This is a genomic window from Streptomyces sp. NPDC030021 (genome assembly GCF_055574035.1).
This window is the reverse complement of record NZ_JBVIAH010000031.1, coordinates 57,039-71,464: the sequence shown is the minus strand read 5'-3', so window position 1 is coordinate 71,464 and position 14,426 is coordinate 57,039. Positions and strand designations below refer to the sequence as shown.

Annotated in this window: 13 protein-coding genes; 10 read left to right on the top strand and 3 right to left on the bottom strand. The window is 74.0% G+C overall.

Annotation, left to right across the window (positions count from 1 at the left end):
* Nucleotides 1-315 precede the first annotated feature (315 nt).
* Nucleotides 316-1,140, top strand: a complete 825-nt coding sequence (locus tag ACZ4YL_RS38295; RefSeq protein WP_468122891.1) for a tetratricopeptide repeat protein — start codon at nt 316-318, stop codon at nt 1,138-1,140.
* A 68-nt stretch (nt 1,141-1,208) separates the two neighbouring features.
* Here ACZ4YL_RS38295 and ACZ4YL_RS38290 read toward each other — a convergent pair whose 3' ends face one another.
* Nucleotides 1,209-2,480, bottom strand: a complete 1,272-nt coding sequence (locus ACZ4YL_RS38290; RefSeq protein ID WP_468122885.1) for a DUF1015 family protein — start codon at nt 2,478-2,480, stop codon at nt 1,209-1,211.
* 87 nt (nt 2,481-2,567) lie between these two features.
* On the opposite strand from ACZ4YL_RS38290, the gene ACZ4YL_RS38285 reads away from it, so the two are divergent.
* Genes ACZ4YL_RS38285 through ACZ4YL_RS38270 form a run of 4 tightly spaced genes read left to right on the top strand, consistent with a single transcriptional unit; the run spans nt 2,568 to nt 6,682 of the window.
* A complete protein-coding gene (locus ACZ4YL_RS38285) occupies nt 2,568-3,647 on the top strand; it encodes an HAD hydrolase-like protein (RefSeq protein ID WP_468122883.1) in 1,080 nt (359 codons plus the stop codon).
* A 49-nt stretch (nt 3,648-3,696) separates the two neighbouring features.
* A complete protein-coding gene (locus ACZ4YL_RS38280; RefSeq protein WP_468122881.1) occupies nt 3,697-4,764 on the top strand; it encodes a FecCD family ABC transporter permease in 1,068 nt (355 codons plus the stop codon).
* Nucleotides 4,765-4,784: 20 nt separating this feature from the next.
* On the top strand, nt 4,785-5,855 hold the full coding sequence (locus tag ACZ4YL_RS38275; RefSeq protein ID WP_468122890.1) for a FecCD family ABC transporter permease: 1,071 nt from the start codon (nt 4,785-4,787) through the stop codon (nt 5,853-5,855).
* 20 nt (nt 5,856-5,875) lie between these two features.
* The gene (locus tag ACZ4YL_RS38270) at nt 5,876-6,682 is read left to right on the top strand and encodes an ABC transporter ATP-binding protein (RefSeq protein WP_468122880.1); all 807 of its coding nucleotides are present in this window, start codon (nt 5,876-5,878) and stop codon (nt 6,680-6,682) included.
* A 243-nt stretch (nt 6,683-6,925) separates the two neighbouring features.
* On the opposite strand, the gene ACZ4YL_RS38265 is transcribed toward ACZ4YL_RS38270, so the two are convergent.
* The gene (locus ACZ4YL_RS38265) at nt 6,926-7,273 is read right to left on the bottom strand and encodes an SCP2 sterol-binding domain-containing protein (protein WP_390173243.1); all 348 of its coding nucleotides are present in this window, start codon (nt 7,271-7,273) and stop codon (nt 6,926-6,928) included.
* Between the two features lie 64 nt (nt 7,274-7,337).
* On the opposite strand from ACZ4YL_RS38265, the gene ACZ4YL_RS38260 reads away from it, so the two are divergent.
* The 5 genes from ACZ4YL_RS38260 (at nt 7,338) to ACZ4YL_RS38240 (ending at nt 12,505) form a co-directional block, all read left to right on the top strand.
* Nucleotides 7,338-7,598, top strand: a complete 261-nt coding sequence (locus ACZ4YL_RS38260; RefSeq protein ID WP_468122879.1) for a hypothetical protein — start codon at nt 7,338-7,340, stop codon at nt 7,596-7,598.
* A 7-nt stretch (nt 7,599-7,605) separates the two neighbouring features.
* Nucleotides 7,606-8,421, top strand: a complete 816-nt coding sequence (locus tag ACZ4YL_RS38255) for a TlyA family RNA methyltransferase (RefSeq protein WP_468122877.1) — start codon at nt 7,606-7,608, stop codon at nt 8,419-8,421.
* The gene (locus ACZ4YL_RS38250) at nt 8,418-9,362 is read left to right on the top strand and encodes an NAD kinase (RefSeq protein ID WP_301372022.1); all 945 of its coding nucleotides are present in this window, start codon (nt 8,418-8,420) and stop codon (nt 9,360-9,362) included. Before ACZ4YL_RS38255 ends, ACZ4YL_RS38250 begins: the two co-directional genes overlap by 4 nt.
* A 107-nt stretch (nt 9,363-9,469) precedes the next feature.
* A complete protein-coding gene (gene recN, locus ACZ4YL_RS38245; RefSeq protein ID WP_468122889.1) occupies nt 9,470-11,194 on the top strand; it encodes a DNA repair protein RecN in 1,725 nt (574 codons plus the stop codon).
* A gap of 195 nt (nt 11,195-11,389) precedes the next feature.
* Complete coding sequence (locus ACZ4YL_RS38240; protein WP_468122875.1) at nt 11,390-12,505, top strand: glycosyltransferase family 4 protein; 1,116 nt, start codon at nt 11,390-11,392, stop codon at nt 12,503-12,505.
* Nucleotides 12,506-12,784: 279 nt separating this feature from the next.
* Here ACZ4YL_RS38240 and ACZ4YL_RS38235 read toward each other — a convergent pair whose 3' ends face one another.
* On the bottom strand, nt 12,785-14,404 hold the full coding sequence (locus ACZ4YL_RS38235) for a PucR family transcriptional regulator (protein WP_468122873.1): 1,620 nt from the start codon (nt 14,402-14,404) through the stop codon (nt 12,785-12,787).
* Nucleotides 14,405-14,426 lie beyond the last annotated feature (22 nt).

Below are 14,426 nucleotides of genomic sequence, written 5' to 3'. Positions count from 1 at the left end.
CGTGAGGACGACCGTGGTGGCCGTCCCTCCGGTGGTGGCAGCGGCGGCTTCCGTCGTGACGACCGCGGTGGCGACCGTCCGTCCTACCCGCGTCGGGATGACCGTGGTGGCGACCGTCCGTCCTACCCCCGCCGCGACGACCGCGGTGGCGACCGTGGCGGGTTCCGTGGTGGCCGTGACGATCGCGGTGGTGACCGTGGTGGCTACCGTGGTCGCGATGACCGCGGCGGCGACCGCGACTACCGCTCCGACCGCGACCCGGTCAAGCGGCTTCCGATCGACGAGGACGTCACCGGCCTCGAGATCGACGCCGACGTGCGCCAGGAGCTGCTGAGCCTGCCCAAGGGCCTGGCCGAAGAGGTTTCCAAGAACCTCGTCATGGTCGCGCGGCTGATCGACGACGAGCCCGAGCAGGCGTACGCGTACTCGCGCATCGCCCTGCGGCTGGCCTCCCGTGTCGCCGCTGTCCGCGAGGCCGCCGGCTTCGCCGCGTACGCCACGCAGAAGTACAGCGAGGCCCTCGCGGAGTTCCGCGCCGCCAAGCGCATGACCGGCTCGGTCGAGCTGTGGCCCGTCATGGCCGACTGCGAGCGCGGCCTCGGCCGTCCGGAGCGGGCGCTGGCCATGGCCGGCGAGCCCGAGGTGCAGAAGCTGGACAAGGCCGGTCAGGTCGAGATGCGTCTCGTCGCGGCCGGTGCCCGGCGGGACCAGGGGCAGCTCGAAGCGGCCATCGTGACCCTGCAGAGCCCGGAGCTGGCCTCCAGCTCGGTCCAGCCCTGGACCGCGCGCCTGCGGTACGCCTACGCCGACGCCCTGCTGGCGGCCGGTCGTGAGGACGAGGCGCGCGAGTGGTTCGGCAAGACCCTCGAAGCGGACAAGGACGGGGCCACCGACGCCTCCGACCGTCTGGCCGAGCTCGACGGTGTCGAGTTCGTCGACGCCTCGGTCGACCTGGCCGACCTCGCCGAGGGCGAGGACGACCACGAGGACGAGGACGACGACGAGGGCGAGGACGCGGCGGAGATCGCCGCGGCCGAGCGCGCCTCCGACGTCGCCGAGTACTACGACGAGGACGACGAGGAGTACGAGCCGCTGGAGCAGTCCGAGGCCGACGCCGACGCCGAGGGCGACAAGGCCTGAGGCACGGTGACATGAAGAAGGGCGGTACCCCCGGTCGGGGTACCGCCCTTCTTCATGTCCGGAAGCGGTCAGCCGAGGCCGCGCAGGACCAGGCCGGTGGCCGGTTTCGGTCCGAAGGACGTGGACTTGCGGGGCATGGTGACGCCCTGGCGGGCCAGGTCCCGCACGACTTCCTCGCGTACGGGATGCAGCAGGACCGCCGTGCCGCCGTGCCGCTCGGCCATGGCCACGGTGGATGCGGCGTCGTGGATGTACGTGATCTGGTCCGGGGCGTCCGGGATGTGCCAGAGGGCGTCGAGCAGGGTCGCGTGCAGGACGGTCGCGTCCAGTCGGCGCCAGGCCTCGGGGCGGTCGTGGCGGACCGTGGTGTCGAGGAGCGCCAGGTCCGGGTCGGTGACCAGGTGGAAGGCGCCGTCGCCGGAGATCAGGAAGGCGTTGCCGCGTTCCGAGGCGTCCGCGAGGGTGTCCAGGGCCAGCGGGAGCGGTCCGTCGACCGGGCGGACGCGGAAGTGGCCGCCGAGGGCCGCGAGGGCCTCCGGCACCGGGAGGCGGCGCAGCATCCGGTGGATGGCGCGGACCTGGAGCGGATAACGGGCGGTGTCCACGAGGAGAACCAGGCCGAAGTCCCAGGCGGTGGGGGAGCCGTGCTCCTCCTGCAGGCGCAGGTACGTCGCCCAGCGGTGATGGCCGTCGGCGATGAGGGCCTGGCGGTGGCTGAGGTCCGCCATGACGGTGGCGAGTTCGGCCGGATCCGTGATGGCCCACAGGCGGTGCTGGAAGCCGTCCTCGGTGGTGGTCGACAGGAGGGGCGCGAGCTGGGCGGTCCGTTCGACGACCGCGGCCGCTCCCGTGCCGGGGTCGTCGCCCCGGTAGGTGAGCAGGAGGGGTTCGAGGTTGGCGGAGGTGGCCCGCATCAGGCCGGCCCGGTCGGTGACCACGTCCGGCATGACGTCCTCGTGGGGCAGGACGATGCCGGCGTCGGCGGTGGACAGGGCGAGGGCGCCGATGAGGCCGCGCTGGAGCAGGCCGGCCCGGCGCTGCTCGTACACGTAGAGCGCGGGCTCGGGGTCGGCGCTGAGGATGCCCTCGGCGAGCCAGTCGTGCAGGGTGCGGGCGGCCTGCTCGTTGCGCGCGGCCGGGGTACCCGCCTGGGGCAGGATCAGGCGGACGATGTTGTGCGGGTCGGCGGATTCGAGGTGGTCGACTCCGTCGGGACGCACGACCACGTCGTACGGCGGCGAGGTGACGGCGGCGAGGCTGCCGACACGCTCGGGGACGTAGCGCAGGCCATGGAACGGGATCAGGCGCAGCCCATGCTCCGCGGTACCAGATGTGGTCATTGGTGCATGGTAAGACGCGTCTCGCCATGCGGGATGATCGGGGCAGTACGGAATCGGACAAGGTCGATCTCATGAGGAGCGGACAGGATGACCCGGCAGAGCAGGACCAGTCCCGCGGCGAGTGACCAGAGTCTGCACCAGGCGTACGACACCGCGCTGCTGGATCTGGACGGGGTGGTGTACGCGGGCGGCGAGGCCATCGCGTACGCCGTGGAGTCCCTCGCCGCGGCCCGGGCGGACGGGATGCACCTCGCGTACGTCACGAACAACGCGCTGCGGACGCCGGACGCGGTCGCGGAGCACCTGGGTGAGCTGGGCATTCCGACGGAGGCGGCCGAGGTGATCACTTCGGCGCAGGCGGTGGCCCGGCTGATCGCGGAGCAGGTGGAGCCGGGGTCGAAGGTGCTGGTGATCGGCGGGGACGGGCTGCGGGTCGCGCTGCGCGAGCGGGGTCTGGTGCCGGTGGAGTCGGCCGAGGAGGAGGGGCTCGCGGCGGTCGTCCAGGGGTACGGGGGCCCCGACCTGCCGTGGGGGCGGTTCGCGGAGGCCTCGTACGCGATCAACCGCGGGGTGCCGTGGTTCGCGTCGAACACCGACCTGACGATTCCGGGGGCGCGGGGCATCGCACCGGGCAACGGGGCCGCGGTGGAGGTCGTACGGATCGCCACGGGCGCGGAGCCGCAGGTGGCGGGCAAGCCGCTGCCTCCGATGCACCGGGAGACGGTGCTGCGTACCGGGGCGGAGCGGCCGCTGGTGGTGGGGGACCGGCTGGACACCGACATCGAGGGTGCCTTCAACGGGGAGGTGGACTCGCTGCTGGTGCTGACCGGGGTCACGGACGCGGAGCAGTTGCTGCGGGCCGAGCCCAGGCACCGCCCCACCTATGTGGACCGGGATCTGCGGGGGTTGCTGACCGGGCAGCCCGAAGTGGAGCCGTGCGCGGAGGGTTTCCGCTGCGGAGGCTGGACGGCGGTCGCGACGAACGGCGGCGTGCTGGAACTGCGAGAGGCCGGAGAGGGCGGAGAGGGCGGAGAGGGCGGGGGAGACGGGCAAGGCGGGGATCCGCTCGATGCGCTGCGGGCGCTGTGCGCGGCGGCCTGGACGGTGGCCGGGGACGGGGTCTGCACGCTGGATGCGGCGAAGGCGCTGGCCAGGCTGGGTCTTTAGGGCCCTCCGGGGGATCCGCCCGTGCGGAAGGTAGGTTAGCCTAACCTGCGTGTTGGTCGAGAGTCCCCCTGAACCCGAACGGAGCGCGGCGCCCGAAGCGGGCGCCGGCGCCGCCGTAGCCCGCCCGCGCCATGCGGCGCGCGCCGCCGGTCTGCTCGCCGCTCTCGCGGTGCTGGCACTGATCGCCGTCGTGAGCATCGCCGTGGGCGCCAAGCAGATGTCCCTGGACGAGGTCTGGCACGGCCTGTTCGCCTACGCGGGTACGCCCTCCGACGTGGTGGTGCGGGATCTGCGGATCCCGCGCACCCTGCTCGGGCTGATGGTCGGGCTCGGACTCGGCCTGTCCGGTGCCGTGATGCAGGCGCTGACCCGTAACCCGCTGGCCGAGCCCGGCATCCTCGGCGTCAACGCGGGGGCCGCGGCCGCCGTGGTCTCCGCGATCAGCTTCTTCGGCGCGAATTCGCTGAGCGAGTTCGTGTGGTGGGCCTTCCTCGGCGCCGCCTTCGTCTCGGTCCTCGTGTACGTGCTCGGCGGCAGCCGCAGCGCGACCCCGGTGCGCCTCGCGCTCGCCGGTACGGCGGCCAGCGCGGCGCTCGTCGGCTACATCAACGCCGTGCAGCTGATGGACAGCAAGGCGCTGGACAAGCTGCGCTTCTGGACGGTGGGTTCGCTGGCCTCGGCCAACATGGACACCGTCCGGCAGGTGGCCCCCTTCCTGCTCGTCGGCGCGGTGCTCGCGCTGGTGCTGGGCCGGCCGCTCAACGCGATGGCGATGGGCGACGACACGGCCCGGGCGCTCGGCGCCCACCTGATGCGGACCCGGATCGGCGCCATGGTCGCCATCACCCTGCTGTGCGGTGCGGCGACCGCCGCGTGCGGGCCCATCGTGTTCATCGGGCTGATGGTCCCGCACCTCGTCCGGGCCTTCACCGGTCCTGACATGCGCTGGGTGCTCGCGTACTCGGCCGTCCTGTCGCCGGCACTGCTGCTCGGCTCCGACATCGTCGGCCGTGTCGTCACCCGGCCCGCCGAACTGCAGGTCGGCGTCGTGACCGCGCTCATCGGCGGCCCGGTCTTCATCTACCTGGTTCGGCGCAAGAGGATGGCCCAGCTGTGACCGCGACCGCGCCCACGACCGTGACCGCGACCGACACCCCCCGCAAGGGCCGCCGGTCCGGCCCCCGTCCGCTGCACCTGCCCGGCGGGGTCTCGTTGCGCGTCGAGCGGCGCGCCCTGGCCGTCGGGCTCCTGCTGACCGTCGCGGCGCTCGCGATGTCCGTCGTGCTCATCGGCACCGGCGACTTCGAGATCGCGCCGTGGGACGTCGTACAGACCCTGCTCGGCAACGGCACCCCCGCCACCGACTTCATCGTCAACGACCTGCGGCTGCCGCGGGCCCTGGTGGCGCTGCTCGTCGGCGCGGCGCTCGGCATCTCCGGAGCCGTCTTCCAGTCCGTCTCCCGCAACCCGCTGGGCTCCCCGGACATGCTGGGCTTCGGTTACGGCTCGGCGGTCGGCGCGCTCGTCGTCATCGTCCTGTTCAAGGGCGGCGCCACCGAGGTGGCCGTCGGCGCGCTGGTCGGTGGTCTGCTGGCCGGAGTCGTCGTCTACCTGCTCGCCTACAAGCAGGGCATCCAGGGCTACCGGCTGGTGCTGGTCGGCATCGGAGCCTCCGCGGTCCTGATCGCCGTGATCCAGTACCTGATCACGAAGGCCCAGCTGATCGAGGCCACCCGAGCCATGGTCTGGCTGACCGGCTCGCTGGCCGGCCGGGACTGGGCGCAGGTGTGGCCGCTGCTCGCGGTGTGCGCGGTGCTCTTCCCGCTGGTCCTCGGGCAGGGCCGGGCCCTGCGGATGATGGAGATGGGCGACGACGCGGCGTACGCGCTCGGGGTGCGGGTGGAGCGGACGCGGATGCTGCTGATGCTCGCGGCGGTCCTGCTCACCACCGCGGCGAGCGCCGCGGCCGGGCCCATCAGCTTCGTCGCGCTGGCCGCGCCGCAGCTGGCCCGGCGGCTGACCCGCTCGCCCGGCGGGAACCTGGTGAACGCCGCCCTGATGGGCTCGGTGCTGCTGATGGTGTCCGACTGGGCCTCGCAGCGGGCCTTCGGCGCCGACCAGCTGCCGGTGGGTGTGGTGACCGGCCTCGTCGGCGGTGTCTACCTGCTCTGGCTGCTCGTCACCGAGCGCAAGGCGGGACGTATATGAACCTGATGAGGAGTACGCAAGTGCAGCGGCTGACCGCGGAGAACGTGACCCTCGGCTACGACCAGCGGGTCATCGCCGAGAACCTGTCGGTGGAGATCCCCGACAACTCCTTCACGGTGATCGTCGGCCCCAACGCCTGTGGCAAGTCCACGCTGCTGCGGGCCCTGTCGCGGATGCTGAAGCCGTCCACGGGGCGGGTGCTGCTGGACGGGCAGGCCATCGGGTCGATGCCCGCGAAGAAGGTCGCCAAGACCCTGGGCCTGCTCCCGCAGTCCTCGATCGCGCCCGACGGGATCACGGTGGCCGACCTGGTCTCGCGCGGCCGGTACCCGCACCAGGGGCTGCTGCGGCAGTGGTCGGCCGAGGACGAGCGGATCGTGAACGAGTCGATGGCCTCGACCGGGGTCGCCGAGCTCGCCGACCGGGCCGTGGACGAGCTGTCGGGCGGGCAGCGGCAGCGCGTGTGGATCGCGATGGCGCTGGCCCAGCAGACGCCGCTGCTGCTGCTCGACGAGCCGACGACGTACCTGGACATCCAGCACCAGATCGACGTGCTCGACCTGTGCGCGGAGTTGCACGAGACGCAGGGGCGGACGCTGGTGGCGGTGCTGCACGATCTGAATCACGCGGCCCGGTATGCCACGCACCTGATCGCGATGCGGGGCGGGAAGGTCGTCGCGGAGGGGCCGCCGGCCGAGGTGGTGACGGCGGAGCTCGTGGAGAAGGTGTTCGGGCTGCGCTGTCAGGTGATTCCGGATCCGGAGACGGGGACGCCGCTGGTGGTTCCGGCGGCGCGCAAGGCCCGTGTGGTGGCCGCGGCGGAGTAGCCTCCGGGCGGGCGGGCGGCTTCGGGTGCGGGCCGGTTGCCGGGGGCGCTGCCCCTGGACCCCCGCGCCTCAATCGCCGGCGGGGCTGGAAGAGACCGGGGCTCCGCCCCCGACCCCCGCGCCTCAAACGCCGGCGGGGCTGGAAGAAGCCGGCGGGGCTGGAAGAGGCCGGCGGGGCTGGAAGAAGCCGGCGGGGCTGGAAGAGGCCGGCGGGGCCGGTGGGGCTGGAGGGGCCGGTGGGGGCTAGAGCATCGTCTTGAGGCGGAGCAGGTCGCGGAAGCCCGCCTCCAGTCTGACGCGGCCCGAGGCCCAGGCCTTCGCGAACTTCAGCTCGCCCGCGACCAGTGCCACGAGGTCGTCGCCCGTCATCGCGAGCCGGATCTCGGCCTTCGCCGCGGGCGGGCCCGGGGCGACCGCGTCCACCCGGATCCGGCCCGCGTCGAGGCGGCCCGTGAACGTCTGGTCCAGGTCGGTGATGTGGCAGCTCAGGGAGCGGTCGAACGCGGCCGCGCCGCGTACGCCGTCGTCGGCCCGCGCGAGATTGCCGGAGAGGTTGTCGAGTGCTTCGCGGCACTCCTGGATCGTAGCCATCGTGATCACGACCGTACCGCAGAGCCATGCGTGGTCGCGGGGCGCTTCGAGGTAGCGTCGGGGCATGACCGACGAAGCCGCCGCCCCCCGGGTCGAAGCCTCCGCCGAGCCCGTCGAGCCCGCCGGGCCCGTGGCGCTGGGCGTCGTACGCACGCCCACCGGCCACGCCGGCGTGGACGCGCACCTGGCGCGGCTAGCGGACGCGGACCACCTCGCGGCGGACGGACACGCCGAGGTGTACGAGGATGTCCACCGGGGCCTGCGCGAGGCGCTGACCGCGCTGGACGCACCGCCCGTCCCCGGACCGTACGAAAACAGGAGCTGAACCGAACGTGGCAGGAGTGGCACGCCGCCGCCTGGACGCCGAACTGGTACGCCGCAGCATGGCCCGCTCGCGCGAGCACGCCGCGCAGCTGATCGCCGCGGGCCGGGTGACCGTGGGCGGCACCACCGCGACCAAGGCGGCCACCCAGGTCGAGACCAGCGCGGCCCTGGTGGTCCGCAAGGACGACAGCGACCCCGAATACGTCTCCCGGGGCGGCCACAAGCTGGCCGGCGCGCTGGCGGCCTTCCAGCCGCAGGGGCTGGCCGTCGAGGGCCGCCGCGCGCTGGACGCCGGCGCCTCCACGGGCGGGTTCACCGACGTGCTGCTGCGCTCGGGCGTGGCCCACGTGATGGCCGTGGACGTCGGCTACGGGCAGCTGGCCTGGTCGCTGCAAAGCGACGACCGGGTCACGGTCAAGGACCGTACGAACGTGCGCGAGCTGGCGGTGGAGCAGCTCGACGGGGTCCCGGTCGACCTGGTCGTCGGTGACCTGTCGTTCATTTCCATCGGTCTGGTGCTGCCGGCGCTGGTGCGCTGCTGCGCTCCGGACGCGGACCTGGTGCTGATGGTCAAGCCGCAGTTCGAGGTCGGCAAGGACCGGCTGGGCAGCGGCGGCGTGGTGCGCAGCCCGGAGCTGCGGGCCGGGGCCGTACGCGAGGTCGCGGCGCAGGCGGCCAAGCTGGGGCTGGGTGTTCTCGGCGTGACGGCGAGTCCGCTGCCGGGGCCGTCGGGGAACGTCGAGTACTTTCTGTGGCTGCGGGCGGGGGCACCGGCCCTCGACCCGGCGGATGTTGACCGTGCAGTGGCGGAGGGGCCGCAGTGACAGATTCAGCGGGTTCAGCAGGTGCAGCGGGTTCACGGATTTCGGGGGAAGGGCGGACGGTCTTCCTGCTCGCGCACACCGGGCGGCCTGCGGCCATCCGCAGTGCCGAGCTGGTCGTGCAGGGTCTGCTGAGATGCGGGCTGGGCGTACGCGTCATGGAGCACGAGGCGGTGGACCTGCCGCTGCCCCCCGAGGTGGAGCTGGTCACCGAGTCCACCCCGGGGGCGCTCGACGGGTGTGAGCTGCTCATCGTCCTCGGCGGGGACGGGACCCTGCTGCGGGGCGCGGAGTTCGCGCGCGCCTCGGGGGTGCCGATGCTGGGCGTCAACCTGGGCCGGGTGGGGTTCCTCGCCGAGGCCGAGCGCGACGACCTGGACAAGGTCGTGGACCGGGTGGTGACGCGCTCGTACGAGGTCGAGGAGCGGATGACGCTCGACGTGATCGTGCGTACGAACGGCGATGTGGTCCACCGGGACTGGGCGCTGAACGAGGCCGCGGTCCAGAAGGTGTCCCCGGAGCGGATGCTGGAGGTGGTCCTGGAGATCGACGGGCGCCCGGTGACCGGCTTCGGCTGCGACGGGATCGTCTGCGCGACTCCGACGGGCTCCACGGCCTACGCCTTCTCCGCGGGCGGGCCGGTGGTCTGGCCGGAGGTGGAGGCGCTGCTGCTGGTGCCGATCAGCGCGCACGCGCTGTTCGCGAAGCCGCTGGTGACCTCGCCGACCTCGGTGCTGGCGGTGGAGGTGCAGAACGGGACGCCGCACGGCGTGCTGTGGTGCGACGGGCGGCGCATGCTGGAGCTGCCCGCCGGGGCACGGGTCGAGGTACGGCGTGGAGCGGTGCCGGTGCGGCTCGCCCGGCTGCACCACGCGTCCTTCACGGACCGGCTCGTCGCCAAGTTCGCGCTGCCGGTGTCGGGTTGGCGAGGGGCGCCGCACTGAGGCGCAGCTCACACGTCTCCAATAGCACATCCGTTCGAACAACTTGGAACGGGTGACGTCACATGGCACCCATGAAACCTCGGTATCGTCGTCCCGTGCTTGAGGAGATGCGGATACGGTCGCTCGGGGTCATCGACGACGCGGTGGTCGAGCTGTCGCCCGGATTCACCGCGGTGACCGGCGAGACCGGCGCGGGCAAGACGATGGTCGTCACCAGCCTCGGGCTGCTGCTCGGCGGTCGCGCCGACCCGGCCCTGGTACGGATCGGGGCCAAGGCCGCGGTGGTCGAGGGCCGCATCGTCATGCGCCCCGACGCCCCCGCCGCCGTACGCGCCGAGGAGGCCGGGGCCGAGCTCGACGACGGCGCCCTGCTGATCAGCCGGACCGTGTCCGCCGAGGGCCGCTCGCGCGCCCACGTCGGAGGCCGCTCCGTGCCCGTCGGCCTGCTCGCCGAGCTCGCCGACGACCTGGTCGCCGTACACGGGCAGACCGACCAGCAGGGGCTCCTGCGCCCCGCCCGGCAGCGGCAGGCGCTCGACCGGTACGCCGGGGACGCCGTCGCCGTCCCGCTGGAGAAGTACGGCTCGGCCTACCGCAGGCTCCGTGCCGTCGCCGTCGAGCTGGAGGAGATCACCACCCGGGCCCGGGAACGGGCCCAGGAGGCGGACCTGCTGCGCTTCGGGCTGGACGAGATCGCGGCCGTGGAACCGGTGGCCGGCGAGGACGCCGAACTCGCCGCCGAGGCGGAGCGGCTCGGGCACGCCGAATCGCTGTCCTCGGCGGCGCAGCTGGCGCACGCCGCGCTCGCGGGCAACCCCGAGGACCCGGAGGCCATCGACGCGAACATGCTCGTCGCCGGCGCCCACCGGGCGCTGGAATCCGTACGGTCCCACGACCCGGCCCTCGGCGCGCTCGCCGAGCGGATCGGGGAGCTGGGAATCCTGCTGTCCGACGTGGCCGGGGAACTGGCGGGCTACGCCGACGACCTGGACGCCGATCCGCTGCGGCTGGCCGCGGTGGAGGAGCGGCGGGCCGCCCTGACGCAGCTCACCCGCAAGTACGGCTCCGCGGGCACCGTGGACGCCGTGCTGGAGTGGGCCGAACAGGGCGCGGCGCGGCTGCTGGAACTGGACGGCGACGACGAGCGGATCACCGAGCTGACCGCCGAGCGCGACGGACTGCGCAGTGAACTGTCCGCGCTGGCACAGGCGTTGACGGACGCCCGGGTGGAGGCCGCGACGCGCTTCGCCTCCGCGGTGACGGAGGAGCTGGCCTCGCTGGCGATGCCGCACGCCCGCGTGACCATCGACATCCGGCAGGCGGAGGACCCCGACGGAGTGGACGTGGACGGCCGCCCGGTCGCCTACGGACCTTCGGGCGCGGACGAGGTCGAGCTGCTGCTGGCCCCGCACCCCGGCGCCCAGCCGCGGCCGATCGCCAAGGGAGCCTCGGGCGGTGAGCTGTCCCGGGTGATGCTGGCCGTCGAGGTCGTCTTCGCGGGGTCCGACCCGGTGCCCACCTACCTCTTCGACGAGGTCGACGCGGGCGTCGGCGGCAAGGCGGCCGTCGAGGTGGGCCGGCGGCTGGCGAAGCTGGCCAAGTCGGCGCAGGTCGTGGTCGTCACGCACCTGCCGCAGGTGGCGGCCTTCGCGGACCGGCAGCTGCTCGTCGAGAAGACCAACGACGGATCGGTCACCCGGAGCGGGGTCACCGTCCTGGAGGGCGAGGACCGGATCCGCGAGCTGTCGCGCATGCTGGCCGGCCACGAGGACTCGGTCTCGGCGCGGGCGCACGCCGAGGAACTGCTGGCGGCGGCGCGCGCGGACGCGTGAGATGACACACGGTGCGAAGGGCCCGGAACGTGCGGCGTTCCGGGCCCTTCGCCGTCCGGGGATAGTCCGTGTGGGTGAGGCTGAGGCGCGTCCAGCGGTATCTCGTACGGGATCCGCACCCGTATGGTCCCGGAACGCGCGTGCGGACTGGCATCCTTGGCGTTCTCTGACTCCCTCACCCTGGAGCTTCGGCCCGTGAGCAGCTCCCCGGTCTCCACCTCCCTTCCGGCCCAGCCCTACGGCCGGCCGCCGCTGCGCACCGTGCAAGTACTCGGCGGCGGTGCGGGCGCGGGCAGCAGCGCGCACGTACGGTCCCTCGCGACCGGCCTCGCCGCGCGCGGGGTACGGGTCACGGTGTGCGCGCCCGTCCAGGCGGAGGGGGAGTACGACTTCACCGGCGCCGGGGCGCAGTTCGCGCCCGACGCGGTCAGCGTGCTGCGGGCCGCCTGCGCCGGGGCGGACCTCGTGCACGCGCACGGCGTGCGCGCCGGGATGCGCGCCGCGCTGGCCATACGGGGGCGCCGGGTGCCGCTGGTGGTGAGCTGGCACGGCGAGGGCCCCACGGCGGCCGGTGCGCTCGGCCGGCTGGGCCGGATGCTGGAACGGCACGTCGCACGGGCCGCAGCGGTGGTGCTCGGGGCCTCCTCGGACCAGGTGGACGCCGCGCGGCTGCGGGGCGCCAGGGACGCGCGGCTGGCCCCGGTGGCGGTACCGGCGGGCCCGGAGGCGGCTGCCGACCCCGGCAAGGTGCGGGCGGAACTCGGCGCGGTGGAACGGCCGCTGCTGATCGCCGTCGGCAGCCTGGTGCCGCACCGCGGGTACTCCGTACTGCTCGACGCGGCACGGGAGTGGCGCGGCCTGGACCCGGCGCCGCTGCTGGTGATCGCGGGGGAGGGGCCGCTCCGGGCGGAGCTCTCCCGGCGGATCGAGGCGGAAGGCCTCCCGGTACGGCTGCTGGGGCGCCGCCGGGACGCGGCGCAGCTGCTGGCGGCGGCGGACCTGGCGGTGCTGCCCAGCCGGTGGGAGGCGCGGGCGCTGCTGGCGCAGGAGGCGCTGCGGGTCGGCGTGCCGCTGGTCGCCACGACCGTGGGCGGTGTCCCGGAGCTGGTGGGGGAGGGCGCGGTACTGGTTCCGCCGGGCGAGGCGGGGCCGCTCGCCTCGGCCGTGACCGGCCTGCTGGCCGACCCGGACCGCCGGGCCGCCCTGGTGGCCGCGGGGCGCGTCCAGGCCGCGACGTGGCCGTCGGAGGACGACACGGTGGCGCAGGTCCTGTCCGTCTACGACGAACTGATGGAACGCACCCGCCGCTAGCCTCCCGGCCGGGCAGCGATCCGCCCGCACGAGCCCTGCCCGGCCCCGCGCCTCAATCGCCGGCGGGGCTGAAATGCAGCCCCGCCAGGGGGCACCTCCCAGCGGTAGCTGGGGGAGATTGAGGCGCGGTTCCGGGCGGAGCCCGGGGAACGGTGGAAGGGCGGGTGGGGGACAGCCCCGCAGGGCACCGGTCCCCCACCCAGGCGCCGACGGACGGAGTCCGGCGCAGCGGCGCGAAGCCGGGGAGGCCCGCCAGGGCCGAGGCGTGCGAGCGGCGCGTCAGGAAAGGGTGTGGCGGCGGGCGCGGAGGGCCAGGCTCAGGGAGAGGACCGTTTCGGGGTCGTCCAGGTCCGTGCCCAGGAGTTCCGAGATGCGGGCCAGCCGGTTGTAGAGCGTCTGCCGGTTCAGATGGAGCTCGCGCGCCGTCTCCGCCTTGCGGCCCGCGTGGGCCAGGTACGTCTCCAGCGTCGGCAGCAGCGGCGGGCGCGACGTCGTGTCGTGCGTGCGCAGCGGCCCGATCGCGCGGTCCACGAAGGCGGCCAGGTCGGGGTGTTCGCGCAGCCGCCACAGCAGCAGGTCGATGTCCAGGCGGCGGGCGTCGTACCAGGGGCGGGCCGGCAGCCCGTGGGCCGCCGTGGCGGTCTCCGCGGCGTGGCGCAGACCCGCCGAGGCCGCCGCCCAGCCACCCGCCACGCCGACGACCACGGCCGGCGGGGCGTCGGCCCGGTCCAGGCCCGCGCGCTCGACGCCCGCCCGCAGCGCGGCCGAGACCCGGTCCGCCACCGCCGAACGCTCCGACTCCACGCGCAGGGAGACCAGCAGCGGCACCCGGCCCTCGACCGGGCGGACGCCCAGCAGGACCGGGACCCCGACGGACGACAGCTCCTCCAGCACCGCACGGGCCAGGACGGCCCAGTTCCCGGACGGGCCGAGGTCGGACGCCAGCCGCATCACCACCGGCAGCAGCGGACCGCCGCCCGGCTTGAAGCCCAGGACACGGGCCTGCGCCGGTGCGTCCTCCGCCGAGATGCGGCCCTCCGCCAGGTCCGTCAGGAAATCGCCGCGGCCGCGCGCCGCCAGCTCCTCCTCCTGCCGCGCCTGCATCAGGACGACGGCCAGGACGCCCGCCGTGCGTTCGGCCGCCATCCGGTGCACCGGGAGCAGCGGGGCCGAGACACCGACCAGGACGACCCGGGCCCGGACCGAGCCGGTGCCGTGGCCCCCGCCCGGTACGTCGACCACCACCGTGTTCGTGGAGGGTTCGGCCTCGCGCTGGCCCCGCAGGCCCTCCCACACCTGGAGCGGGTCCGCGCCCGCGTCCCCGGCCGTACTGCCGGCCGCGTACAGGAGCTGCCCGTCGGGGGTCTCCAGGAAGACCGGGTTCCCCGTGAAGTCGGCCAGGATCCGCAGGACCTGCGGGATGCCCCCGCCGCCCAGCAGGGCCTCCGTACAGCGCCGGTGGACCTCCTCGGCCCGCTGGAGCAGGGCGTAGTGGTGGTTGACGATCTCGGTGTGGACCTCCTCCGTGACCGCCACGAAGGGGACCTCCCGGTGGAGCTGGACCAGGGGCAGTCCCGCCGAGCGCGCGGTCTCCACGAGGGTCGCCGGCAGCCGGGTGAAGCGCGGGCCCAGTTCGACCACCAGCGCGGCGATCCCGCGGTCCGCGAGGCGGCGTACGAAGGCACGCTGCTCGGCCGGCCGGGTGCCGAGGCCCAGGCCCGTGGTCAGCAGCAGCTCACCGCCCTTGAGCAGGGACGCGATGTTCGGCACCTCGCCCGCGTGCACCCAGCGGACGGTCCGCCCCAGGCGGTCGGCGCAGGCCACCACCTCCGGCAGTCCGCTGCGCAGCCCCGGCAGCTCCAGTGCCCGCTGAACCGTGATCCCGCCCTGGTTTTCCATATCGCGGGACGCTACCGGCAGA